The organism is Maribacter sp., assembly GCF_039974175.1.
Taxonomy (GTDB): domain Bacteria; phylum Bacteroidota; class Bacteroidia; order Flavobacteriales; family Flavobacteriaceae; genus Maribacter_C.
On record NZ_JBDWJN010000010.1, the window covers coordinates 671,157 to 697,077 of the forward strand.

A 25,921-nucleotide genomic window follows, 5' to 3' on the forward strand; every position below is an offset into this window, starting at 1 on the left:
ATAAATAGTCGTTTTCTTTTAATTTTTTTGAATGAGAGTGAGACATTAAAGATGTAAACCCTAATTTTAGGTACCCTTAGCACAAGAAGCCATGAAATTCGGAAAAGTAGATCAACCCGAAAATATTGATTTTACCCTCCCTGAGGATCATCCTGACACCGAAGTGGTTTTAAGAAATTGCAAAGAGTCAGGACCGACCCAAATTTATGTGGGATGTGCCAAATGGAACAGGCAAGATTTAAAGCAATTTTACCCTCGGGGCACAAAAGATGAATTGGCCTATTATGCTACGCAATTCAACTGTATCGAACTTAATGCCACTTTTTACAGAATATTCTCTGCTGAAACACACCAAAAATGGTACGATAAAACACCTGATAACTTCAAGTTCTTTCCTAAAATTGTACAGAATGTTAGTCATTTAAGACGTTTAAATGATCAGGCGTATCCTACTTTAGATGAGTATCTTAGCGTTACATCAAACTTAAAAGATAAACTGGGTACAATATTTTTGCAAATGCACAGTAATTTCGGACCTAAAAACTGGGATAGAGTAGTGCGCTTTGTAGAATATTGGCCTAAGGAATTTCGCTTGTCAATAGAATTTCGTCATACAGATTGGTTCAATGACGAAAACGTAGCTCAAGAATTGTATCATCTTCTGCAAGAGAATGATGTTTCAAATACTTTAGTTGATACGGCTGGAAGACGTGATATCATGCATATGCGATTGACGAACAATGAGGCGTTCATACGATATGTTGGGGCAAATCATCCTTCTGATTACTCCCGTTTAGATGATTGGGTTGAAAAACTATCTCATTGGACTGATAAGGGCCTAAAAAACATTCATTTCTTCGTACATCAGAATATGGAATTAGAATCTCCCTTATTATCAGTACGCTTTATTGAGAAATTGAATAAAAAATTAGGTAGTAACCTCCAAATCCCTAAAACGCTTCACGATTCTGTCTGAACCCTGTTATAGGTCATTCTTGTTGCATAATTTTGCAAAGTAAATTGTCGTTTATGAGATTTCATACGAGAAAATGGGTAAAACCAGAAGATTTAAATGCCAATGAAACGCTGTTTGGTGGCAAGCTATTAGCATGGATCGATGAGGAAGCCGCTTTGTATAGTATCATACAACTAGAAAATAACCGGGTGGTAACCAAATATGTGTCTGAAATCAATTTTATGAGTTCAGCCAAAGAAGGTGACATTATCGAAATCGGGATTGAGGTGGTGAAATTTGGAAAAACTTCCCTAACCCTGAATTGCGAGGTGCGAAATAAGATGAATCACGAAACTATTGTTACTGTAGACAATATTATAATGGTTAGTATGGGGGCAGACGGCAAGCCTAAGCCTCACGGCAAAACCAAGATAGAATATGTAAAAGACCGCCTAGAGGAGAAAGACTAGCTCTTTTGTATGTTTTGAGCAACTTCTTGCACTTTGTCAAGAACTCGAAGTAGATTGCCTCCCCATAGTTTTGAGATTTCATCCTCTGTGTACCCTCGTTTTACAAGCTCTAAGGTAACATTGAATGTTTCAGAGGCATCTGACCAACCTTCAATTCCTCCGCCTCCATCAAAGTCGGAACTTATACCTACGTGCTCAATTCCTATCAATTTCACCATATAATCGATATGATCAACCAAATCACCAACATCTACAGCAGGCGGTAAACCCGTCATGGTCTTGGTTTTTGCACGTACAATTTTGTTCATTTCTATGTATTTGCCGATATACGCATCTCTTTCAGCATTAGGCAATGCCATTATGGCCTTTCGTTCCAGCCATTCAACCCCAAGGGAATCCATAACAACCTTCTCAATTTCCTTAATTTTAGCATTACGCGCATCGTGTTTTTCCGTATTTAAATACGAGCTGAACGCCACTGTTTGTACTACTCCACCGTTTTCTTTCATCAAAAGCAACTGCTCATCGTCTAAGTTTCTACTGTGATTACACAGCGCTCTTGCAGAAGAATGAGAAGCAATTATTGGGGCTTCTGTTAGGGCGATCATTTGTTTCATTGCCTCCTTAGAAGGGTGCGATACATCAATCATTATTCCTAGTCTATTCATCTCTTTTACAGCTTCTTTACCAAGATTACTTAAACCATTATGTAACCATAAGCTATCCGCTTCTCCCGTATTTGAATCTGAAAATTGACTATGACCATTATGTGCTAAAGAGACATACCTGGCGCCAAGATCATAGTACTTTTCAAAGTTTGACATATCAGTACCTATGGGGTAGGCGTTTTCTACACCGATCATGGCCACTTTTTTTCCGTCAGCGGCTATACGACGCACATCGGCTGAGTTCAAAGCAAGCCCGATTTTATCAGGGGCAATTTCTTCGCAGAGCTTATGAATAGCATTGAATTTGGAAATCGCATTGTCTTTCGCTTTTGCATAACCCCTTTCGTTCAAGGAATCTTGACCCGTATAAACAATTAACCAGGCTACATCTAAACCTCCCTCTTCCATTTTTGGAATATTTACCTGAGTATCTAGCCTTTGGGAATAGTTAATACTATCTGAGAAGTTCTTTACATTGATATCATCATGAGTGTCAATTGTGATCACTTTTTCATGAATAATTTTTGCACGTTCTTCAACGCTCATCTCTGTTTTTTGTTGAGATTCACCGCAAGAATAAGCTACTAAAAAAGTCAATAAAAGAAAGTAATTTTTCATGTTGTTGGAGTTTATACATACAAATAAAGCTATTTGACAACAATAATGGAAACCTAGGTAACATTTAATTGTGCAACCTACTTTAATTCAGGACTTTTACTTGCAGCCGTTAACAGTATTTTATAAAAAAACACGACAGAAGCATGTAAGAAAAGTAACAAGCTAATATTTAACCAATTCTCCCCCAAACTAAATTGAACCCAAAAGACCTACTTTCCCAATTAACTCGCTTAGAGCATACGCTGAATGATTTCTCTTATGAGGAGCTGACAGCTGCAGAGGCATCTCGCCTTAAAAAGTCTTTCCAAGCTTTTAGAATACGTCTGGAAAACAAAATTTTCACACCTTCAAACTCGTACAGCGAGGCAGACACTGATCTGCAAGAAGAACAAACGGCTGATAATTCGAAGGAAAAGGATACCCAACCACCCGGCGTTGATAAACTAGTAGCAAAAGTTAGTCATGAAATTAGAACTCCACTTAACGGAATTATTGGATTTACCGACCTGTTGAAAGAGGACAAATTGACTAAAAAACAACTGGAGCGCGTAAATGCGATTCAAACCGCTTCATACACTTTGATGGAAATCATCAATGAATTGCTTGAATATTCTAAACTTTCAGCAGGTTTAGAGCAATTCGAAAGTGTTGATTTTAATCTACATAGTCTGGTCGATAATGTGATGTATTTATGCAATACGCTTGTTACAGACAAGCATATCGAATTGATTACAACTATTGATGATGACATTTCAAAAGGATTGGTTGGCGACCCATCAAAACTATCACAGATACTATTGAACTTGGTAGGTAACGCCGTCAAGTTCGTAGAGCGAGGTAGTATCAAATTGTCTATTACGCTTAAGAAACAAATAGGAGATCAACTGTATCTCGAATTTACCATCGCCGATACCGGTATTGGTATTTCAGAAAATAATCTTGAACATATTTTCGATTCTTACAAGCAAGCTGAATACGATACACAAGCCAAATACGGAGGTACCGGACTTGGTCTTAGTATTGTAAAACAGATCATTGATAATCTTGGGGGAGATATATCAGTATCAAGCAAACTTGGAGAAGGAACGACATTTCGTTTTATGCTTCCCTTTACAAAGGGAAGCATCGAAAATATTGTAAAGCCAAGTACAGCCAATTCGATAACCGCCGAAGCGCTAGAAGCGGTAAAGGGCATGTACATTCTTGTTTTTGAAGACAATACCATCAATCAAAGATTGATAGTTCAACGTCTTAATTCTTGGAACTGCAAATCCTATGTTACTGACAATGCGCTGTACGGTTTAAATCTTCTTGAGACCAATCAAATTGATCTGGTGCTTATGGATTTAAAAATGCCCAATAGAAATGGGTTTGAAGTTACTCAGCTTATTCGTAATAGTAAAATTGAGTCCGTAAGGCAGATACCCATAATTGCTGTCTCTGCCGACTTTTCGTATCAAGACCGTGAAAACTGTAAGCTGAATAAGATCAATGACTTCATCTTGAAACCATTTAGCCCCGATGAACTGTTAACCAAATTGGTAAAAAATAAGAATAGCATGAAAAAAACACTCAAATACGAATCGCAAGCCATTAACCCCAAAGCAACGGTGTATTCTGATGCAACCAAAATCAATCTTTCCTTGATTTTAGAAGATTGCCTTGGCCAAATGGACTTGCTTGAAGAATTGATCTTGCTTTACAAGCAGAACGCGCTGGAATTTATAGGAGTCGTAAAGCTAAACCTAAACAATGAGGATTTAGATGAAATTGCCTTTGCAGCACATAAAATCAAATCTGGATTGGCAATGATGCAATCTAAAAGCTTGCATACCATTGCCGAACAAATGCAGAAACTATGTAAGACCAATGGTGACCGCAAACACTTGAACTTTTTATACAACTGTTTCGTTGAAGAATATCCCTTGGTAGAAAAAGCCATTGATGAACAGATCAAAGCATTGAAACAAAGCTAGTACGATGAACAAAAAAAGACTCTTACTTGCCGAGGATGACGAACTGCTTGCGTCGCTATTAAACTTCCGCCTTCAAAAAGGGGGCTATGAAGTTCAGTTGAGTCGTGATGGAAGAGAGGTAAAAAAACACCTAGCCGAGCACACGCCAGACTTAATTATTAGTGACATTATGATGCCTTATTTCTCGGGTATAGAGCTTATTGACTATGTGCGAAAAGAACTGAACCTAAGTACACCAATAATCATTATATCATCTGCCGGTAATGAAGAAAATGTTTTAAACGCTTTTGAACTGGGCGCAAATGATTTTATCTCAAAACCGGTTAGCCCATCAGAACTGATTGTACGGGTTGAAAGAGAACTAAAGAAAATCTAATTTGAGTAGATTCGGCCAAACATATAACCAATTACCCTTGATAAAGGCCCCAAAAATCCATACCGATCTTTTGTGGGACTTGTCAATTCTGTTTGTTGGTCTGGCTGTAGTTTATTTCATATGTGTCTTCTTTTACCGTAATCGCATTTCTGCACGTGCTGGGCGAGAAAAACAACGAAAAAGAGAACTTTCACCCATGGTCAGTGAATTTCTTTTCTATGACGATGAGGCTTCCAAAGATGAAAAAAGCAATTATGTAAATCTGAAAATAGAAATCCGTCAGCTTCTAAAAGATGATTTTAATCGAAAGATACTTTCAGAAGTTCTATTAGACCTTAGAAAAGATCTTGCCGGTGATACCCAGAAGAGACTCTTCAAACTCTACCAAGATCTTGGTTTGCATAACGATGCGTTTGAACAACTAAAAAGTTGGAGATGGGAACGTGTTTCTAAAGCTATACGCGACCTGACCCAAATGCAGGTAGCAGAGGCCTACACCTTTGCAACCAAATTCATCAATGACAAAAGGCCCACCATTCGAAAACAGGCTGAAATAGCCGTGGTTACATTGAAACCGGAGGGGATTAATTATTTTCTAGATACCACTAAATATAAAATATCTGAATGGCAACAGCTAAAGCTATTAGATGTTTTACGGAACGAGGAAGATTATCAGCCACCCAGATTTAAAGCCTGGTTGACATCGACTAACCGTCATGTGGTACTTTTTGCATTGCGATTGATAAAATTCTATAACCAAAACGATGCAGATGCTGCCCTTATTGAGTTAGTAAAACATAAGAATAGCCAGATTAAGGCGGAGGCCATAGGATGCATTACAGAGTTTTACATTGTTGCAGCGCTTCCAACGCTGAAACTGGTTTTCTGGAAAAGTTCTACAGATATCAAGATTGCCATTCTCGGAGCCATTGGTTCGCTAGGTAAGGAATCTGATATCGAGTTTCTTCAACTAATTGAAAAAAAAGAAGCGAATTTTTCAGTGCGCAGTAAGGCACATAGCAGCATCAATGCTATTATGCCCGATAGTATAATGCCATCAAAAGGCTTGATGAAATCTACCAACTATAGTATTCCAGACGATATTGTATTAAAGGATGAGGACGAAGATATAGCGGAGGAAAAAATCACTGAGCCGATAGCAGTGGAGCCCGAAGTGAAATTAGCTGAGCCCATAATAGTGGAGATAGAAGAAAAAGCAACAGCAGAAATAGAGGTAGAGGCAGAAGAAGTAGATGCCGACAGCCATTCACCCAAAGAGAATCAAGAGGAAGCAATCATCAAACCAGAGGAAGCAATCCACACTGAAATTAAGCCAGAAGTAATGAAAGAAAATCAAATGCCTACGAACGAAGAAAAATCCGAACCGCAGATTGAAGCAGGAGATTCTGTAGCAGATGAAACTTTGAGTTTTGACTTTTTACCATTGGTTGTGCAGGCAGCAGATGAAGCAAAGATGACTGCTACCGATGAAGAAGATATGACCGTAGAACCTAAAGGAGTTGTTGTCGTTTATGAGGAAGTAACTCCTCAAGAAGGAGCTTCTGAAATTGAATTAAACGAGATGACAGTCAAGTATGAGGAGGTAGTTCCTGAAGATGACGCTAACATACATACAAAAGAAGTGACTTTTGAAATCAAAGAGGAAGAGCTTGCCTTTTTACCCATTGTAACCGATTTTATCGAAGAATCACCGCTTGAAAAGAATACACAAGACCAACCCAAAGATGTATTCTTGCTTCAGGATATTGAAGTACAATTCGAAGAAGTACAAATTACCATTCAAAAGCCGTCAAAAGTGCTTGCACCGGATTTTTCTGAATTCAGCACCCCTGAAATTTTAGAGACGCAAGTGATTTATGATATTGTAGACGCACCAGTTGACAAAATATCAGATAAGCACATCAATGACCTAACTGACCCGTATTTTCTCTCCAATTTGTCTGAGAGCCCCCAAGAAGATACTATGGATACAGAATCCAATGTAAATCTAAAATCTTTACAATCGTATAATGATATGGAACCTCAAGACGAGCAAAAATTTAAAAAAATCATTAAAGATCTAATTGATTTTAACGAACAAAAGCAAGCTAAGAAAACATCGAAATCAGTTAAAGACTGGCCACTGCTACAGTTCGGTGATGAATTCGTTGACACCAGTAGCGTTTCTCAGGTCGATGAGCCCGTTCAAGATGAATCTGCTATTGAAGCACATGCAGAAGATGAAGACCGAGTACAGGAAGAAGTTATAGTCACTACTCCAAACATACCCAACGCCATGCTGGGAGACGAAATTCTTGATGAAATCGTGCTGTACAAAGAAAACACTGAGGAATCACGTATGCAATTACTTGATGACATTGCAGAAATGGGCGATTATCGTGAGCTTCCGCTCTTAAATGAACTATTGGTAAATGAAAAGTACAAAACGGTTAAAGACCGAGTGAAGCGACTAATTGAACAATTCAATGAAGGCGATGAGCAACCTAAGCAAGATGTGCAGCTGAAACCCTTTAATGTTTTTGAAGATTTGTTCAGAACCTGCGACACAGAAGCCAAGCTCATACTTATGGATGAGATTGTGGCGGTAGGAGACGCTGCAGAAATAGATTTTTTGGAGGGGCTATTGGAAGATGAAGAAAAAGAGATCAGTAATAAAGCGGCGCGAATTCTTGAAGAACTGAAAGCAAAACTCGCTCTTGCTAACCAAAACGAAAATCGCGAACTAGCTTCAACCGACAATGACCAAGCTGAAGTAGCTGAAATGGAGGTTTTAATAGAGGAAGAAACACTTGCTGAGTATGATTCATTGATGGAAGAACTACAAATTCAACCCCCACAAACTTCTGGAATTTTTGATCTTTCTTTTGAATTGACAGAACCTTTGACAGCTATGACCAATGGGTCAAGGGTGGCGGATAAACCTGCTGAACAAACTGTTCATCAAGAATCTATTTTAGGTCAACTTTATGCTAAAATCATCGACAAGTTAAATGGATAGTGGTATTTCAAATATCGTTCTAGATTATATAAACATTGTCTTTTTCTTGTTTACACTAGTGCTGTTTACCATGTTTACTACCATGGCCTATTTCTCTACGAGAAATTCTATCCACTATAGAAATAAAAACAGTTTTACCGATCTCTCGAAAGTAATGGCCTCGCCATTGGCTCCTAGCATTACAATTATTGCCCCAGCCTATAATGAAGGATTGACCATTGTAGAGAACATTCGATCGTTAATGTCACTGCGCTACGTGAACTATGAGGTTATGGTGGTTAACGATGGCAGCAAAGATGACACTTTGCAAAAAATGATAGATGCATACGATCTCGTGAAAATCGAACAAGAAATCGACCCAAATTGGAAAAGCAAACCCATACGAGGAATATATAAATCTCCGCACAAAGCGTTTTCAAAACTTACGGTAATTGATAAGGAAAATGGAGGGAAATCTGATGCGCTAAATACAGGTATGGCGCTTTCATCAAATACATATGTAGGCTGTATTGATGTAGACTGTTTATTGTTACCTGATGCTTTGTTGCATGTCGTAAAATCATTCTTTCAACGTTCGGAAAAAAAGGTAATCGCTGTAGGGGGAGTGATTCGTGTGGCAAATTCGTGTGTGATAGATGGTGGAAAATTAGAAGAAATACGACTACCAAAAAGTTGGTTGGCTAAATTTCAACTTTTAGAGTATACACGTTCCTTTATCTTGGGTAGAATGGCTTGGGGAAGAATCGACAGTTTGTTGATTATCTCCGGTGCCTTTGGATTCTTCGATCGTGAAATAGCCCTTGAAGTGGGTGGATATGACACTGGTACAGTAGGAGAAGATATGGAAATCGTCTTCAAGATGAGACGACATATGCACGACCAAAAAATTCCGTACACCATAGAATACATTCCAGATCCATTGTGTTGGACCGAAGTACCGGAAGATCTCAAAATTTTGATTAATCAAAGAGACCGCTGGGCTAGAGGAAACCTAGAAACACTTTTCAAACATAAAGACATGTTTTTTAATTCCAAATATGGAAGATTAGGACTCCTTAGCTATCCGTACTGGTTTTTCTATGAATGGCTGGCACCGTTGTTGGAATTCTTCGGACTAATTACCATCATTTTATTCTGGTACCTAGGCATATTGAACTGGGATTTCTTTTTTGCCATTACGGCTACAGTCTACCTGTATTCCATCATGTTTTCGTTCTATGCCATTCTTTGGGATACCTATTCGTATAACGAGTACAAAAAAACCAAAGATATTTTAACACTCATGTTCTGTGCAATAATAGAACCTATAGTATTTCACCCTGTGGTAGTATGGGCAGCGGTACGAGGGAATTATAAAAAATTGTTTAGGGTGAAATCAGGTTGGGGATCACAGGTACGTAAAGGATTTGCCAAAGCAACTTAAAACATAAAATGAATACTAGTAAACTAGACAGATATACGTTAAAGCAATACACTAGATTGATTATCTCATTCTTTGGGGTGCTTTTTGTATTGACCACCTATCAGTACACCACATTGTATTTTAAGGGGGTTGTAGATATTATATTTGGTTCAAGTTTTTTCAATGCTATAATACACCAAATTGGTTATGCTTCTCTGGTTGGGGTGCTATTGGCCTTTCCGTTTAATTTCTGGGAGAATTTAAGGCCCAGGTATGGTTTTAACCTCGTTTTCGTGGTGCTTATTTTGCTGCTGATCATAGAGGCTATGTTGATTAGCTATTTCTGTACCGCACTGGTTCCTTTGGGATCCGATTTATTGGGATACAGTTTTTCAGATATAAAAATGACTATTGCCAATTCAGGGGGTTTGTCTATTTCGCTTGTCATAGGCGTGGTGGTAATCGTAGGAATGTTCTTTGGTTTGTACAAGATAACATCGAAACACTATCACTACATCAGCAAGATGTACCCCTTTACCATTATCTTGTTCAGTTTGTTCATCATGACCCTTTTTATTGAAGGAAAACCTATTAATCAGAATAAGACCCAATATCTGGCTTTAAATTTATACGATACCTCTACTGAAGATACGTCTTACAACGCCGATGTTGAATATCCTTTGATCAAATCACAGCAAATAGAAAATGTACTGGGGTCGTATTTTGAATTAAAGGAGGAAAAACCGAACATCGTTTTTATAATGGTAGAAGGGCTAGGAAGAGATTTTGTTGGTGAAGGAGCAGAGTATGGAGGGTTTACTCCCTTCTTAGATGAGTTAACTACTAAATCACTTTACTGGGAAAACTGTTTGAGTAATACTGGAAGAACCTTTGGGGTGCTACCCTCATTAATGGGCTCTTTACCCTTTGGAAAAAGCGGATTTATGGAGTTGGAAAAATACCCGAATAAACTCACTTTGTACAGTATTTTAAAGAATAATGGATATCACACTTCCTTTTATCAAGGTACCAATAGTTCTTTTGATAATGTTGACCGGTTTTTACTTAGCGAGAACGTAGATTATGTTTTGGATAAATCTGGTTTCGGAAATCAATATGAATTGCAAGAAGAAGATGCAGCCGGTTCTAGCTGGGGTTATCCCGACCTAGAACTTTTTAAGAAGAGCATGAGCATTCAAAGAACAGCCGAACAACCAAGAATGGAAGTATATATGACCATTAGTACACACGAGCCCTTTTTACCACCCAAACAAGACTATTACGAAGGTCAGGTAGAAAAAATATTAGCGAAGGGTGGTCATCAGGGAAAAGTAAAAAAAGTAATAGAAAAAAACGACAACGTATTTGCGACCCTTCTATATACTGATGATGCCTTGAAATATGTATTTGAGCAATACAAGCAACAACCCAACTACGATAATACCATATTCATTGTTACCGGTGACCATAGACTGATACCTATTCCGCAACGCAATAATCTTAGTCGTTTTCATGTACCCTTAATCATGTATAGCCCAATGTTAAAGACGACAAGAAAAATGAGTGCTCTTAATTCACATTTTGATGTAACACCAACCTTGTTAGCGCTCCTTGAGGCAAAGTATGAACTTAAAACACCTAAGAAGGTCGCTTGGATGGGTGGTGCACTAGATATGAATGAGGCGTATAGGTCAATAAAAGACATTCCGTTAATGCGGAACAAAAATGAATTAAAGGAATATGTTGATGGAGAAAAATTGTTTTCTGACGGACAAGTCTATGCCATCGATGAAAATATGGACCTAGGTTCTTCTTTTGGGGGTTCGAAAGGCGAAGCGAAACTAAAGTCTTTTAAGGCTATGAATGCTTATGTAACTACAAATGACAAAATCATTCCTAAAGAAATGGCAGTTTTTGCGGTAAAGGAAGAAAAGTTCACGGATAGCGAAATCATTTGGATCAATAGTGTCTACAACGGCCAGGATTCAGATAAAGGCTATTTCATAGCCAGAGACCTTGCATTTGATAAGGAATTCGAAAAGGCACTATTGTTATGTAGATACATACTATCTATGGCCCCTAGTCATATTGACACTAAAATACTTACGGGTAGGGTCAATGTCTGGCAGGGCAATTACAAATCCTCTATTGAAATATTGAAGGAATGTATAAAAATGAACCCGAATTATATCGATTCATATGCGGCCCTATTCGATGTGTACTTTTGGTCCGATAGACATCATGACGCTCTTGAATTAATAGCACTTGCCGAACAAAACAGCTCTAGTGTGAACGAGATTTCCGACAAAATTGCAAGAGCGAAAAGAGAAGCCAGAAAGAGAGGTATAGTGTTGACTAAGGTAAAACCTAAAAGTGAAACTAAAGAAACCGCCCAGATAACATTTGATGAATAATGCCGTATAAAAAAATACATAGTATTCTTTTCTTTGGGTTGCTCTGCTTTTTTGTCAGAAGCCAAGACATGGCCTACAACGATGTCAACGAAACGTCATATGCTAAGGCACATCATCTTGCATATGAAGGAAAGCACGGGTCTGCCAAGGATTTGCTGCTTAAAGTGGTTGCTGACAACCCAAAGAACCTAGAGGCACGCTCCTTATTGGCTAGTACCTATAGCTGGAGCGCGCAGTATGCCAAAGCAAGGAATGAATTCAATACAATCACTTCTCAAGATCGAACCAATAGTGCCGTTTGGATTTCAGCAATAAAGAACGAACTATATGCCAAACAAAATGCTACAGCACTTGGGTTAGCTAACAAAGCCCTGTTTTATCTTAAAAGCAATTCAGAAGTGAAGCGTCTACGGGAAATTGCCATCGCCCGCATTCAGAACAGAAAATATCCAGAATTAGGTTGGCACAATACAAAATCGCCATTAAAAACAACTAAGACTTCGAAAAAAGAACAGCGTAAGAAAGTTGCGCTCGAAGAGAATGAAACAGTGCCCAAAGAATCGGAATCGCATGAAGCCAAAACACCTATAGCTAAGGAAGTATTGCATAATAGATTGGCAATCAGAAATGCATTTACCGTTTTTGACCAGCGCTATGACCCGGCAATTTATTCTAGTGTTTCCTTTAGGCGTCAAACCCAAGCAGGAAGTCTAATACCGAGAATAAACTATAGCAATCGCAATGGCACACATGGTGTACAGTACGATTTGGACTTTTATCCTAAATTTTCAAAGCGTTTTTATGCCTATTTAAACTATGGGTATTCGAATGCCTCGATTTACCCAAACCATAAAATGGGTGGAGACCTGTATGTGAATCTTCCTTGGGCCCTAGAGTTTTCAGCAGGTGGTAGGTACATCAGTTTTGAATCTAGAAACGTTACTGTCTTTACAAATTCGATAGGGCATTACAGAGGCAATTACTATTTCTCGCTCCGTTCCTATATCAGGCCTAAGGAGGATGATTTGATTGGCGTATCTGGTAATTTGCTAGTACGGAAATACCTCAAAGATGCCCAAAACTTCTTTGGAATCAATGTCGGTATGGGATATTCACCAGAACTACGTCAACTGATTTCAGGTGACGAGCTATTGGCAGAAACGCTTCTTTATGTTGAATCACAGCGCTTGAGTCTTGAATATCAATTCACAGGCAAAAAGAATCCGAATGCGTATCGTGCCAATCTGGGGGTAACCAGACAAGAATTTGCATTCGCCGCTGGCACATACTTTTTGGGAGTTTCGGCCGGCTTAACCTATCAAGTGCAGTTTTAAAGATTAAGTATTCCATATACGCAAACCAGTATATCGTATAGTCGCGACAAACGGTTAAATGTATTCGAAATGTTAGCTGATTTTGTAATGGCATCAATGCCTTAGATCACGAATATACCAACCCATGCGCAGCTAGAAACTGATGTGTTTCTATAAAATTTAGAAGAATGAGGCAACTATGATGATCAATAGACCAAATAAATATAAGACAAACTCGAAACTATACGAATGGTCTCTCCTTTTAAATAAATAATCTCGAATTTTTTTGTACATTATCTCTCTAAGATACCAAAAATAGTTTTGATAAAAGAGCTTATCACCGCCTTTCTATTCTCCTACTTTGACATCTCTTTCTTTGCAGGGTCAAAAACCCACTTATCTGCATACATGCCGTAAACAAGTCCGATTTCATTTTCCTGAACGTACTTTTCATCCTTTCCTGGGTCAAAGTTTACGTTGTATACATAAACCTTGATTCCATTTTCTTTTAGTTGCAGCATCAGCTTGGTTTCGTTGGCTAGAATTCTACGAGAAAGCGCCACATACTTTACATTATTAACGGTTAGGTAATTGATTTTATCTCCTTTAATTTTGAGTAGGGGAGTTTGTGAAATCATTGGTTGAATACCATTTCTAGCGGCTTCTTCAATAGCCATTTGGCTAAAAAGCTCCATGATAAGTCGGTCTTTATCCACAAAGTTGTCGGCAAAGGCTATAGGATCATTTACTTTATCAGTGACAAGTGTAGCATCTGGATGTGCGGCAAACCAAGCGTTGATACCTTTAAAGTCTAGTGTCGTATAGTCACCGTAAATTTTATGTTTCATAAATTCCTCATGACTTGGGGGTAACTCGCCCTTGTAATCGGTAAATCTTGACCACATTTTCCAGTCGTGTGCAGCGACAAGTTGACCGTCTGAAGTTTCAATAATATCTAACTCAAAAAGGCGGAAACCTTTTTTATAGTTTTGATCAAGAGCTTCTTTGGTGTTGGTTGACTTAATTCCATTGACTTCTCCGCCTGCATGAGCTATATACCGATTGTTGTTCGGTTCAAATTCATATCGAATTTTAGGAAAGTAAACTTTTTTATCTGCTATATTATCCGGAATTTTTAAGGAAGCGGTTGCAGTAACATCGTCTACACTTTCAACAATTTTTCCATTGAAGTTGTGCATGATATAGGCCTGTCTGCTTTTTAACGTACTCAATTGTAGAAAGCCCAACTGACTCAGTTTCTTGGTTTGATTTAACAAACTCTTTGCCGCTGAATCGTGCGCCAAAACTGCGAACTTTGCATTGTTTTCTAGCATTTGTGCTAGTATTTCTACCATTTTCTCAGCTGCCTCCTCATTGGCATGGGTGTCGAAAGTGCGATGTTCGAACGTATTGGACGTATTCAGATGTATGATGGTCAATCCGCGTCCTGGTTGCTCTGTTTGGCCGGCAATGGTAAAACCACTGCGCTTCTTTGCATTAAAACTCTGGCTACTAAGTATTATCGTAGGTGATTCGATAGTAGTGTAGCGAATTATTTTTGCATGTGTATCTGCATTTGCCATTTGCGCAAAGCCCAGGCTGATTAACACATACAAGAAACCACTAGACAACATTCGAACACTACATTTTGCTACTATCCTCATTTTTTGGAGTTTATTTGATCAAAGGCCAAGCGTAACACTTTTCCAAGTCATTATACTAGGTAATCAACGTTTTTTACCGCTTCTTATTGCTAGCCAATAGAAGGAAATCTATCTTGGTGAACACTGAAAAAATGAGGTAGGTGTTGATATTAAAATATATCAAATCGCTGGTTTGAAGATAGGTGTATTCAAAGAGGTTAAAGTGGCAAAGACGAGATGTAGAGACAAAAAAGAATACATGTCAAAAACATCGATGAACAACATCCCATAATTTTAGTATTTACAAAAGTCTCAATTTAATTAACCTATTTCGCAACATAAATTAAGGCGTTCACCACAATTAATTGTTTTCTCCGAACGTTATAAAGATATTTAGAAAGAATTATTGAAACCCAAATCCAATAAACTTAACCCAAACTAAACAACTATGCTTTACGATACCTACGGAGAGGAATACCTAACCTTCCTTCAAGAATTAAATGAAATCTTAAGCGTAAACGAATTATCGGAGTTGGACTATATGTAGTCTTTCTTAAACAATTTTAAAAACCCCAAATCTATGGCACAGAATTCAGACAATGCAGCGTATTTAAATTTTATCGAAAGTTTAAATGAAATTTTAACCGATTATGAAATTAATAAATTGAACTATTCTTAAACCGTAGTTCCCTTTATAGAAAAGCGCCTTAACAGTACTGTTAAGGCGCTTTTTTTATGGTTAGTTTGTGATTACCCTAAGTAGGTCTTCAGCAATTTACTTCGTGAATTGTGACGTAGCTTGCGTATTGCTTTCTCTCGTATCTGACGAACACGCTCACGTGTTAAATCAAAGGTTTGTCCGATTTCAGCTAAGGTCATTGACTGTTGATCACCGATGCCATAGTATAACTTTACTACATCCGCTTCTCTAGGTGATAAGGTTTCTAAGGCTCGAACAATTTCTATATTCAATGATTGCTGCATTAAATCTTTATCAGGCCGAGGTGATTCACCAGAGCGTAGTACATCGTATAAGTTCGAATCCTCACCTTCACGAAGGGGAGCATCCATAGAAACATGTCTGCCCGAGTTTTTCATCGACTGCTTTACTTCGCTTACAGTCATTTCCAATTCCTTGGCGATTTCCTCCGCAGAGGGTGGACGTTCATTGGCCTGCTCTAAATACGAAAAGGTCTTTTTGATTTTGTTGATAGAGCCAATCTTGTTCAAAGGCAAACGAACAACCCGTGACTGCTCCGCAAGCGCCTGAAGAATAGATTGACGTATCCACCAAACGGCATAGGAAATAAATTTAAACCCCCTTGTTTCATCAAAACGTTTGGCAGCTTTTACCAAACCTAAATTGCCTTCGTTGATCAAGTCAGGCAGTTTTAAACCCTGATTCTGATATTGTTTTGCTACTGAAACTACAAATCGGAGGTTTGCTGTGGTTAATTTTTCAAGGGCCCATTGGTCACCCTCTCGAATGCGCTGCGCCAGCTCCACTTCTTCCGCAGCATTTATTAAATCGATTTTACTGATATCTTGCAGGTACTTATCTAGTGATTTTGATTCTCTATTTGTTACCTGCTTGATAATCTTTAGTTGCCTCATATATGTTTTTGGTGTTTCGTTGTTCTACAAGAATACATAATACATTATTATCTCATCTTTTCCAAAGACATGTAGATAATCTTATACATAATTTATTACAAAGTGTCTTGCCACCTACTATACCAGTCTATCGAGCAAGCACGCTTTACACACCATAGTGATTTATTCAACAGCAAAACCTATTTTTGGAAGACAAATCATACTATGAGCAAGCGAGCACTGCAGAAATATCTGGCCGACCTTAAGAAGAAAGAGTTAGAAGAACAAATTCTTGATTTGTACCAACGCTTTCCTTTGGTTAAGGAATACTACGACTTTGTATTTAACCCCAAAGAAGATAAATTGATTCAACAGGCAAAGACCAAGATATCCAATGAATATTTTCCCTTAAAACGAAAACGTCCGAAAGCACGACGTTCTGTAGCGCAGAAATTTATCAAGCATTTTAATAAGTTAGGGGTTGAGCCTCACTTGGTAGCCGATTTGATGCTCTATAACTTGGAAATTGCACAGTCTTTTTCCATAAGTCGCAATGTGCCCGATGCTTTTTATAAAAGTATGGCCAACTCATTTACTGAGGCAGTACACTTTATCTCCATCAATGGGCTGATACTCGATTTTAAAGACAGAATCGTAAAAATTTATACCATTACCCAAGAACAAAACTGGCTGTTTGAAGAAGAGTTCTCAAGGGCCTTAGACATAATCGATTAGCATGAGTATCGTAATTATAAGACAAGACGACAAAATTGAACTTTGGAAAGAGGCCTTACAAAGAGCGGCTCCTGATATCAGCATATACAGTTATTTAGAAGAGCATCCGGCCGATGAAATAACTATGGCCCTGGTTTGGAAAAACCCAAAAGGCACTCTATCGCAATATCCCAATTTGGAATATATTGCTTCGAGTGGGGCAGGAGTAGACTTTTTGTTTGAAGATGAAACAACTCCTAAGAACCTACCGATTACCAGAGTTGTTGATGCAATGTTGGCTAGCGATATGTCTGAATATGTGCTCGCTGCCATATTCAGTTACCTTAAACGTTTTTATCAGTATAAAATCAATCAAACCAAGTCGCTTTGGAAGCCAGAACAATACCGTCGAATAGCCGACTATACTGTCGGCATTTTGGGATTAGGCGCCTTAGGTACAGCCTTGGCCAAAGATTTGGTCCGTTTCGGATTCAAGACCCAAGGCTGGTCGAATTCTAGAAAGAAAATTGACAAAGTCACAGCATTTGCAGGAAAGGACGAACTAGCTGAATTTTTAGGATCTTCTGAAATACTAGCGTGTTTACTCCCCTTGACCAATGCTACTGCAGGAATTCTAAACAAGGAGCTTTTCAATCAGTTGCCCAAAGGCGCGTTTGTTATCAACGCTGCCCGAGGAGGACATTTGGTAGATGTAGACCTTATTGAGATGTTGGATTCCGGACAGTTATCTGGGGCGACTCTTGATGTTTTCCATCAAGAACCCTTGTCAAGTGATCATCCGTTTTGGCAGCATGAAAAAATACATATTACGCCACACTATGCAAGTGTTTCGGATACAGACTCTGTTGTGCCTCAAATCATTGAAAACTACAGGAGAATGCAACACGGAGAGCTGTTGACTAATTTAGTTTCCACCGATAAAGGGTATTAAAAAGGCTTGTTTCAAAACAACATATAAATTAAAAATTGTGCAAATCCCCATATTAAATTTCGTCTGAGCGTAAAAATCTGTTAATTTTGCAAAATTCCCCCAGATCGAAATTTTAACAAGAGTTTAAAAGAAACTAGCACTACTTGGAAGTACAAAAAGAGACAAAAGAAAAAACACTATACGACTACCAGATTGAAGATTTAAACAAAATTTTCAAGGCGTTGGATGAGTCGGATGCAGCTTCTAACATATTGTATCAATTACCGACTGGAGGGGGTAAAACCGTGGTTTTTTCGGAAATCGCTCGTAGATATATTGAGCAAACCGGTAAGAAAGTAGTTGTATTAACCCATCGTATCGAACTTAGCATTCAAACTTCAACCATGTTGAGTGGTTTTAATGTTAATAATAAAATCATCAATAGCGAGGTCAAGGAACTCCGAGATCAAGATGAATATACCTGCTTTGTGGCGATGGTTGAAACGCTTAACAATCGTTTGCAGGAGGAGAAAGTGGAGATTAACAATATCGGATTGGTCATCATAGATGAGGCACATTACAATTCTTTTCGAAAATTGTTCAAATACTTTGAAAATTCCTCCATACTTGGTGTAACCGCAACGCCCTTAAGCTCGAATATCAAATTACCCATGAAAGACAACTATCAAAAGTTGATTGTGGGTGAATCGATTGGGGCTCTGATTGAAAAGAATTTCTTGGCCAAAGCCAATGTCTATAATTATGATGTAAGCTTGCAAACCTTAAAATTAGGAATCAATGGAGATTATACAGTAAAATCTTCCGATGAGCTTTACGGCAACCAAAATATGCTGAGTAAGCTGGTCACCGCTTACAACGAAATCGCGAAGGGAACCAAAACCTTGATTTTCAACAACGGAATCAATACTTCTCGCTATGTGTATGAGACTTTTAAAAAAGCAGGTTATAATATCAGACACCTAGACAATAAGAACAGTGCTGCAGAGCGACGTGATATCTTAGATTGGTTTTCGAATACCCCTGATGCGATTTTAACCTCTGTAAGTATTTTGACTACCGGCTTTGATGAGCCGACCGTGGAAACCATTATATTAAATCGTGCTACGCGATCGCTTACTTTGTATTTTCAAATGATTGGACGCGGATCACGGGTGCTACCTAATAAAAAGGAATTTTCGGTAGTGGATATGGGAAACAATGTCGCCCGTTTCGGTATGTGGGAAGCCCCTATAGACTGGCAGGAGATTTTTCATTTTCCAGATTTCTTTTTAGAGAATATTAAGAATGATGAAGATATTGAACGGGAGTTTGTATATGAAATGCCGGCTGCTTTAAAAGCTAAATTTTCGAAATCAGAAAATATCGAATTCGACGTCAAAGCTGAATACAAAAGAATATTTGCCCTCGGACAGAAGTCCAAAACAGTGCTGGAAAACAGTATAGAGCAGCATGCGAAAATCTGTGTTGAAAATGCAGAAGATGTCTTTGATGCGCGTATTTTGGCCAAGCAACTGAAGGAGGAAATACAGTATCGTGTACGCCAATATTCCTATTGTATTATGAATAATACTAAGAATTACAAAGAGTGGTTAGAAGAAGACTACGAGCGTAAACTGCGTTCGAATATCTCGAAGAAGTTCGCATCGCGGATGTAGTTAGTACTTCCTTATTGCGAAGAAAGGCTGCACCGGGTAGCTGCCATATATTCAAAAAGCATACAATAGTTCGCCACGCCTTGCCCGCAATGACGTATTAAAGTACATAATGCAGAAGAAAAAACTTTTAATAGTTGCCTTCGTCTGGCCAGAGCCCAATTCCACGGCAGCCGGAAACCGAATGCAACAACTCCTACACTACTTTTTAAAGAAAGGTTATCAAATCACAGTTGCATCTACAGCGGCTGAATCTGAACTTGCATTAGATTTAAGAGCTTTGGGAATTTCTAAAGCTACCATACGGCTAAACCATTCTAGTTTTGATGAATTTATTGCGAATCTCGCACCAGATGTAGTTTTGTTTGACCGTTTCTTAACCGAAGAACAATTCGGTTGGCGCGTTGCTGAATTTGCTCCTCTCGCTTTACGCATTTTAGACACGGAAGATTTGCATTCGCTACGATATACGAGAGAAAAATGCTTTAAAAATGGGATTTCTTTTTCCGAGAACGCCTGGATCCAAGAAAATATTACAAAGCGTGAAATCGCTAGTATCTATCGTTCTGATATAGCGTTAATTATATCTTCTTATGAAATGTATCTCTTAAGGGATGTTCTTCAAATTGACAAGTCTGTTTTGATGTATTTGCCTTTTCTTATAGATTTCATTTCGGAGGAAGAAAAAAAAGCCTTGAACGGCTTCGAAAACCGAAGAGACTTTATCTGCATTGGTAACGGGAAACATAGGCCCAATATAGACGCCATAGTTTGGTTAAAAACCGAAATATGGCCTTTGATTCGAAAAGAACTACCTCATGCCAATTTAAAAATCTACGGTGCCTATTTACCCGAACAGATTCAACAAATGCATCTTGAAAAAGATGGTTTTATAGTAGAGGGCTGGGCAAACGACGCGAATGAAGTGCTACATCTTGCAAGGGTAAACATGGCTCCCTTACGTTTTGGGGCAGGGCTTAAAGGAAAACTAATTGCCGCTATGGAAAATGGAACGCCAAGTGTGACGACTCCAATAGGAGCTGAGGGTACGCACGGAAATTTGGCATTTAATGGACGTATTGCCAAAACTGCTGCAAGCATTGCTGAAGCGGCCGTTGAACTTTATACCAATCAAAACGATTGGCTACAAGCGCAAGCAGACGGATTTAAAATCATTAACTCACTTTATGCCAAGACCGTTTGGATGGAAAAGTTGGACGCTAAAATAGCATCGGTTCAAATAGATTTAGAAAGACATCGCAAAAACAACTTTGTTGGTGCGATGTTACGTCACCAAACCTTGTCTTCCACTAAATATATGGCGAAGTGGATTGAGGCGAAGAACGACAAATAAATTAGTTTTTAAACCTATTTGATGACTAATATTCTCGGATTAATACACCGCTATCGGTAATCAGCGCATCACCTTCAAGGGGAACACCCAATTTTTAATACCCTATTCCCGCACTTTGGTATAGGCAAACCATTCTATGGAAATCAAATTTGAAGCTTGCAATACATATGCTAAACGAACCAGGTTAAAAAAGGCGATTGATGCACCACTACCAAGACCCCAATTCCGTGTAGCAAACCTAAACATGGCAAAAACATATAGTATACTTGCGGAACACCACCAAACAATTACTTTGCTTATCGTTTCAAGCTAAAATGACCACTCACAGTTCTTACTTTCCCCTCTTGATCAAATAGCTCCGCTTTAAACCAATAATCAGATTGTACTGCTTGTTGACCATTTATTGTACCATCCCACCCAATACTTCCTGGGGTTAATTGCGTAATAAAATTTCCATATCGATCGAAAATCAAGACTTTGGAATTTGGTGTAAGATCATTACTTAAACCTTCAAGATTCCATGTATCGTAAAAGGTGTCATTATTGGGGGTGAAGAATTTCGGAAACCCTATGACCGAAATTTCTATAACACTTGGGTTACAACTATTCTCTTCCCTAACATAAATTGTATGAGCACCAGTCGACACATTTTGAAAAAAGGGTGTATCCTGATAAACACCAAATTCATCATCTAAGGTATATTCATAATTACCAGTACCCAATTGGGACTCGTCAATTGAAATAGTATTATTCTCTAGACCATCAGTAATCGTAATCATGCCCGAAGTAATTCCTATTTTTTGATATTCAATGACATCTACAACTATCGGAAAAGATGTACATCCATTAATTGATGTGGCAACTAAAGTATAGAGCCCGCCCTGATTGATTTTTGCATCACTAGCCGTGCTTATGATCTCTCCAGAGGCATCTGTCCATTCATAGGAATATACATCACCCGCGTTATACACCTCCAAAATGACCTCTGATGTATCACCAAGACAAAAATCAACCTCTGTAACGACCTCAAATTGAGGTTGGGCTATTACAGTTAATTGGATCACATTTCCAATTCCCAAGCAATTGTTAGTTAATCTATCATCGACCCGAATGTAAATATCTTGTGTAAAAGGATAACCTATATTTTCGTACGAATCGAGTTGGGTAATAGCATCGGCTTCCGCTAGTGCATCTTCTAAATTCCTAAAAAATGTGATGTCGGTAGCCTGATCAGGAAATAATTGCCTAATAGTATCGACAGCACTACTTAAATCAAAGTTGGTAATGCCATCATCAAAAGCATCGTCACAAAGTTCGAAAGTTATTGGGGGTATAGTGCTAAAGACGTCATTAGGAGAAACTATTAGTTCAACTTCAACAACTTGAAAGCATCCCGTGCTATTTTCAACGCTAACCCAAACCGAGTCTGAATTTGCCACGATATTTTGATATGAATCTGCGGGAGTTATCTGATTGACCCGGCTAATGGCTTCATCCTTTGTTCTATAGTATAACAAGAGGTCTTCATTTTGAGTCAATTGCCTATCTGCTTCATTTAAATTAAAAGAGCTAAATCCGTCGGCATTATCATCGCACTGCACTAATTGAACCGCTGTGGGGGCTTGAATGCCCGTAATTGTAATTTCTTTGGTTATCGTTGGCGTAGGACCGCAGTTGGCCGGAATGTTAGTGGTAATCGTATAGGTGCCCGGAGCGCTAAATATATGAAGCGGTTCTATTTCGGTGGAAATATTATCTATTCCGGAATCCGGGTCGCCAAAATCCCAAGAAATGGTCTCTACATTGGTACTAAGTCTGAAATTGGTAATATCACCGAAACAAGTGTCCTCAACTAGCATTTCGTCGTGGAAAATAGGGGAAAGAAACAAGGGCAAACCTCTTTTGGTGAGTCCCGAATTTAATTCCAAACCGAATTCAACAAAATTACAGGATATCCCTAACCGGTCTGGTTCATTGATGACACCTAAATAATCTCTATTTTCAATTGATACATATAGTTTATGGTCCGGACCCATTTGCAATGACCCGACGCTACCAGTATCTGAAAGGTCCAAAAGCACAACTTCAGATGCATTTATATTTGGAGCGTTCAGATTATATTGCAGTAGTCTATTGTCGATATCCAGATATGAAGTACTTACGTACAAGAGGTTATTCGATTTAGAAAACTCGATACCGTAGCTATAGTGGCTTGGGGTTACAACTACAGGGTTGCTAAAAAGTCCGGTATTCGCATCAAAATCAAACAGACTTACCCCATCTTCATAGTTGGCACTAGCCAACTTTTTTCCATTATGTGAAAACTTCATAGCACCAATAGTTGCCAATAAATCTCCAGATATCACAGGACCTACAGCACTAGTCACAGGAATAGCTTCAACACCTGCCGCAGTGACAAGAAAAGAGTAAAACGTATTATTTTCAAAACCATGTACGCTCACCCAAACATCCTCCCCGTTGGCATGTTGTACTGCGTGTATTTTTTCGACTACTGGAGCGACTAGTGCTGTATTTTTTGTGGTTACTTCTCCAAGACCACTATCACCGTTCATATCTATAACAGAATACATTAGGCCGTTGCTTTTGCCAATTTCATCTATGGTAAAAACATAATATTCATTGAGACTACCAGGTCGCTGTACAATCATTGCCGACTGGGTTGCCGAGCGATGCCCTAAAAGCCCCGTACCATTGTTCATGATTTGGTGGTTTCTGTTCCAAACCGTGCCCCCCTCAGTATAAAACTGTAATTCACCTTGGCTATTTGCAATAGAAGCACAACCTTCTGTAGATCTCATTTCACTAAATACGGGCACCGGCTCACAAGAATTAAAATCTAACCCTACTCCAGCACCAAAATGCCATATATTGGCTTCACGCTGGGCATAACCCAACTTAACCAGTAAGATTATAAGTAAAAAAAATAGTTTTTTCATAACATGCACCAAACATCAATATATCTATTTTTTACCAACTAAGGGTAATGCTATTTGATTTATTCGATTCTGCCGTATGAGATTGATTAATAGCTTCGCTAACCCTAACGAGACGAATGCCTCGATTTACAAATTACGAGTAACTGAGCTCATCACAGACGAGCAGAAGAGGAGTTAAACCATTAGGTGGAGTTTCTTCAAAGGTCAAGTTGAGCAGCTTTCATTGGTTGCTGTTTTAAGCCAGCTAAAACAAAACAGATTGCGGCGGCCAGTAGAAGTAGGCCAGGAATCATTCCCCCTAAAAAAAATGCCAATAGCGCATCTAAAATAACTAGTACGGCTAGTAACCAAGTTAGTTTTCGCAACTGGTGTTTTAGAAATACCGCCATAACTCCAAAAGCCGCTAGCCCGATCAGATGTATAGATGGGTGTGCAAATAGTACAGGAACAATATCTTTTAAGAATGCTTCAGCATTTGATGATTGAATGGCTTCACTAACATAGAAAAAACCACTACCATGAAATAAGCCCATAAATAAAAGAAGTAGACTTCCTGTTAGACAATATATCTTAGAAGCTTTACTGGTTTTTTCTGTGCTCGTGGTTTGCATATGAAATTGCTTTCTTATATGACGCCATGACTAGTGTTTTCGTTGCCTAAGAAGCTCTTATTGGCTGGCCCTTGTTTGCAGCGGGCATTTAGGCTGTAATTTATGAATCAGTTAGGGTTAACATAGGCCAGGTCTTGAGGAGAATGTGAACTTTGTAGTTGAAGAGCGCCACGATCAGTCTTTCTTTGTCGCTGTTCAAACAGATAAAATATTCCTGTTCACAGGGAGATTGGTGCGAAATAATAAACTATGTATTCATCTATTATGACAAAAAAACTTTCTAAAGAATAGGTATCTTTATCACTCCAAAACTAAAGCAAATGAAATCTCCCAACTGGAAAATAGCAAAGGAATTTGAAGACATTACATATATGAAAAGTGACGGGGTAGCCCGCATTGCCTTTAATCGACCAAATGTTCGAAATGCATTCCGACCAAAAACAACTAGTGAATTGTATCAGGCCTTTTACGACGCCCAGGAAGATACTGAGATAGGGGTAGTGCTACTTTCTGCCGAGGGGCCTTCAACCAAAGATGGTGTATATGCTTTCTGTAGTGGAGGCGACCAGAAGGCTAGGGGAGAGCAAGGGTATGTAGGTGATGACGGTATGCACCGTTTGAATATTTTAGAAGTGCAGCGGCAAATCCGATTTATGCCAAAAGTGGTAATTGCAGTAGTACCCGGATGGGCAGTAGGTGGTGGGCATAGTCTACACGTGGTTTGTGATATGACATTAGCCAGTAAGGAACACGCTATTTTCAAACAGACCGATGCGGATGTTACCAGCTTTGATGCTGGGTATGGGTCTGCGTATTTGGCTAAAATGGTTGGACAGAAAAAAGCAAGGGAAATCTTCTTCTTGGGAAGAAATTATTCTGCACAAGAAGCCTATGAAATGGGAATGGTGAATGCTGTAATACCCCATGAGGATTTAGAAGCGACTGCTTACCAATGGGCACAAGAAGTACTTGAAAAATCTCCAACCTCCATAAAAATGCTAAAATTTGCCATGAACCTTACCGACGATGGAATGGTAGGGCAGCAAGTTTTTGCAGGTGAAGCCACGCGCTTAGCCTACGGAACCGAAGAGGCAAAAGAAGGTAGGAATGCATTCTTAGAAAAAAGGAAACCAAATTTTGGTAAGAACAAGTGGATTCCTTAAAAGCGGTTTATTGCTCCTTGAAAACTAGTGAGGCCGGGAGCTTTACGATTATTTGAGAAAATGATCTTAAC

The 25,921-nt window shown here is 38.7% G+C and carries 18 protein-coding genes; 13 read left to right on the forward strand and 5 right to left on the reverse strand.

Translation table 11 applies throughout. The features are described from left to right. The first annotated feature begins 91 nt into the window (after positions 1-91). The gene (locus tag ABJN95_RS12110) at positions 92-976 is read left to right on the forward strand and encodes a DUF72 domain-containing protein (RefSeq protein WP_348370665.1); all 885 of its coding nucleotides are present in this window, start codon (positions 92-94) and stop codon (positions 974-976) included. A gap of 53 nt (positions 977-1,029) precedes the next feature. Beyond that, positions 1,030-1,425 (forward strand): hotdog domain-containing protein, encoded by a 396-nt coding sequence (locus ABJN95_RS12115; protein WP_348370666.1) that lies wholly within the window; start codon positions 1,030-1,032, stop codon positions 1,423-1,425. On the opposite strand, the gene ABJN95_RS12120 is transcribed toward ABJN95_RS12115, so the two are convergent. Then, positions 1,422-2,711 (reverse strand): dipeptidase, encoded by a 1,290-nt coding sequence (locus ABJN95_RS12120; protein WP_348370667.1) that lies wholly within the window; start codon positions 2,709-2,711, stop codon positions 1,422-1,424. The two genes, ABJN95_RS12115 and ABJN95_RS12120, sit on opposite strands and share 4 nt — an antisense overlap. Before the next feature lie 194 nt (positions 2,712-2,905). Here ABJN95_RS12120 and ABJN95_RS12125 point away from each other — a divergent pair, with 194 nt between their 5' ends. From ABJN95_RS12125 to ABJN95_RS12150, 6 genes are read left to right on the forward strand one after another with little or no spacing between them, the layout of a single operon-like run. Further along, the gene (locus ABJN95_RS12125; protein WP_348370668.1) at positions 2,906-4,687 is read left to right on the forward strand and encodes an ATP-binding protein; all 1,782 of its coding nucleotides are present in this window, start codon (positions 2,906-2,908) and stop codon (positions 4,685-4,687) included. Between the two features lie 4 nt (positions 4,688-4,691). After that, a complete protein-coding gene (locus ABJN95_RS12130) occupies positions 4,692-5,063 on the forward strand; it encodes a response regulator (protein ID WP_348370669.1) in 372 nt (123 codons plus the stop codon). Between the two features lie 37 nt (positions 5,064-5,100). Continuing rightward, positions 5,101-8,082 (forward strand): hypothetical protein, encoded by a 2,982-nt coding sequence (locus tag ABJN95_RS12135; RefSeq protein WP_348370670.1) that lies wholly within the window; start codon positions 5,101-5,103, stop codon positions 8,080-8,082. After that, a complete protein-coding gene (locus ABJN95_RS12140) occupies positions 8,075-9,505 on the forward strand; it encodes a glycosyltransferase (RefSeq protein WP_348370671.1) in 1,431 nt (476 codons plus the stop codon). The genes ABJN95_RS12135 and ABJN95_RS12140 overlap by 8 nt, the downstream gene beginning before the upstream one ends. Before the next feature lie 8 nt (positions 9,506-9,513). Then, complete coding sequence (locus ABJN95_RS12145; RefSeq protein ID WP_348370672.1) at positions 9,514-11,898, forward strand: LTA synthase family protein; 2,385 nt, start codon at positions 9,514-9,516, stop codon at positions 11,896-11,898. Then, entirely contained in the window at positions 11,898-13,232 is a 1,335-nt protein-coding gene (locus ABJN95_RS12150; RefSeq protein ID WP_348370673.1) for a YaiO family outer membrane beta-barrel protein, read from the forward strand. The genes ABJN95_RS12145 and ABJN95_RS12150 overlap by 1 nt, the downstream gene beginning before the upstream one ends. Positions 13,233-13,567: 335 nt before the next feature. On the opposite strand, the gene ABJN95_RS12155 is transcribed toward ABJN95_RS12150, so the two are convergent. After that, positions 13,568-14,875 carry an interleukin-like EMT inducer domain-containing protein gene (locus ABJN95_RS12155; RefSeq protein WP_348370674.1) on the reverse strand — a complete coding sequence of 436 codons (1,308 nt, stop codon included), beginning with the start codon at positions 14,873-14,875 and terminating at the stop codon, positions 13,568-13,570. Positions 14,876-15,604: 729 nt separating this feature from the next. After that, a complete protein-coding gene (locus tag ABJN95_RS12160; protein ID WP_138658348.1) occupies positions 15,605-16,468 on the reverse strand; it encodes an RNA polymerase sigma factor RpoD/SigA in 864 nt (287 codons plus the stop codon). A 204-nt stretch (positions 16,469-16,672) separates the two neighbouring features. On the opposite strand from ABJN95_RS12160, the gene ABJN95_RS12165 reads away from it, so the two are divergent. The 4 genes from ABJN95_RS12165 to ABJN95_RS12180 all read left to right on the forward strand — a co-directional run bounded on the left by ABJN95_RS12165 (position 16,673) and on the right by ABJN95_RS12180 (position 21,119). Next, positions 16,673-17,182: a DUF6155 family protein gene (locus ABJN95_RS12165; protein WP_348370675.1), complete on the forward strand. Its 510-nt coding sequence runs from the start codon at positions 16,673-16,675 to the stop codon at positions 17,180-17,182. Position 17,183: 1 nt separating this feature from the next. After that, positions 17,184-18,113, forward strand: a complete 930-nt coding sequence (locus ABJN95_RS12170; protein ID WP_348370676.1) for a glyoxylate/hydroxypyruvate reductase A — start codon at positions 17,184-17,186, stop codon at positions 18,111-18,113. A 143-nt stretch (positions 18,114-18,256) separates the two neighbouring features. Continuing rightward, complete coding sequence (locus ABJN95_RS12175; RefSeq protein ID WP_348370677.1) at positions 18,257-19,768, forward strand: DEAD/DEAH box helicase; 1,512 nt, start codon at positions 18,257-18,259, stop codon at positions 19,766-19,768. Between the two features lie 109 nt (positions 19,769-19,877). Next, positions 19,878-21,119: a glycosyltransferase gene (locus tag ABJN95_RS12180; RefSeq protein WP_348370678.1), complete on the forward strand. Its 1,242-nt coding sequence runs from the start codon at positions 19,878-19,880 to the stop codon at positions 21,117-21,119. 296 nt (positions 21,120-21,415) lie between these two features. Here the strand turns inward: ABJN95_RS12180 and ABJN95_RS12185 are convergent, their stop codons facing one another. Both ABJN95_RS12185 and ABJN95_RS12190 read right to left on the reverse strand, forming a co-directional pair. Then, positions 21,416-24,076 carry a T9SS type B sorting domain-containing protein gene (locus ABJN95_RS12185; protein WP_348370679.1) on the reverse strand — a complete coding sequence of 887 codons (2,661 nt, stop codon included), beginning with the start codon at positions 24,074-24,076 and terminating at the stop codon, positions 21,416-21,418. A gap of 197 nt (positions 24,077-24,273) precedes the next feature. Next, entirely contained in the window at positions 24,274-24,687 is a 414-nt protein-coding gene (locus tag ABJN95_RS12190; protein ID WP_348370680.1) for a hypothetical protein, read from the reverse strand. A 320-nt stretch (positions 24,688-25,007) separates the two neighbouring features. On the opposite strand from ABJN95_RS12190, the gene ABJN95_RS12195 reads away from it, so the two are divergent. After that, positions 25,008-25,850, forward strand: a complete 843-nt coding sequence (locus tag ABJN95_RS12195; protein WP_348370681.1) for a 1,4-dihydroxy-2-naphthoyl-CoA synthase — start codon at positions 25,008-25,010, stop codon at positions 25,848-25,850. The last annotated feature ends 71 nt before the right edge of the window (positions 25,851-25,921 follow it).

Coding starts and splice junctions, on each gene's coding strand:
- ABJN95_RS12165 (WP_348370675.1), top strand. CDS start 16,673: ATGAGCAAGCGAGCACTGCAGAAATATCTGGCCGACCTTAAGAAGAAA.
- ABJN95_RS12120 (WP_348370667.1), bottom strand. CDS start 2,711: ATGAAAAATTACTTTCTTTTATTGACTTTTTTAGTAGCTTATTCTTGC.
- ABJN95_RS12130 (WP_348370669.1), top strand. CDS start 4,692: ATGAACAAAAAAAGACTCTTACTTGCCGAGGATGACGAACTGCTTGCG.
- ABJN95_RS12155 (WP_348370674.1), bottom strand. CDS start 14,875: ATGAGGATAGTAGCAAAATGTAGTGTTCGAATGTTGTCTAGTGGTTTC.
- ABJN95_RS12190 (WP_348370680.1), bottom strand. CDS start 24,687: ATGCAAACCACGAGCACAGAAAAAACCAGTAAAGCTTCTAAGATATAT.
- ABJN95_RS12115 (WP_348370666.1), top strand. CDS start 1,030: ATGAGATTTCATACGAGAAAATGGGTAAAACCAGAAGATTTAAATGCC.
- ABJN95_RS12185 (WP_348370679.1), bottom strand. CDS start 24,076: ATGAAAAAACTATTTTTTTTACTTATAATCTTACTGGTTAAGTTGGGT.
- ABJN95_RS12150 (WP_348370673.1), top strand. CDS start 11,898: ATGCCGTATAAAAAAATACATAGTATTCTTTTCTTTGGGTTGCTCTGC.
- ABJN95_RS12110 (WP_348370665.1), top strand. CDS start 92: ATGAAATTCGGAAAAGTAGATCAACCCGAAAATATTGATTTTACCCTC.
- ABJN95_RS12170 (WP_348370676.1), top strand. CDS start 17,184: ATGAGTATCGTAATTATAAGACAAGACGACAAAATTGAACTTTGGAAA.
- ABJN95_RS12145 (WP_348370672.1), top strand. CDS start 9,514: ATGAATACTAGTAAACTAGACAGATATACGTTAAAGCAATACACTAGA.
- ABJN95_RS12140 (WP_348370671.1), top strand. CDS start 8,075: ATGGATAGTGGTATTTCAAATATCGTTCTAGATTATATAAACATTGTC.
- ABJN95_RS12180 (WP_348370678.1), top strand. CDS start 19,878: ATGCAGAAGAAAAAACTTTTAATAGTTGCCTTCGTCTGGCCAGAGCCC.
- ABJN95_RS12160 (WP_138658348.1), bottom strand. CDS start 16,468: ATGAGGCAACTAAAGATTATCAAGCAGGTAACAAATAGAGAATCAAAA.
- ABJN95_RS12195 (WP_348370681.1), top strand. CDS start 25,008: ATGAAATCTCCCAACTGGAAAATAGCAAAGGAATTTGAAGACATTACA.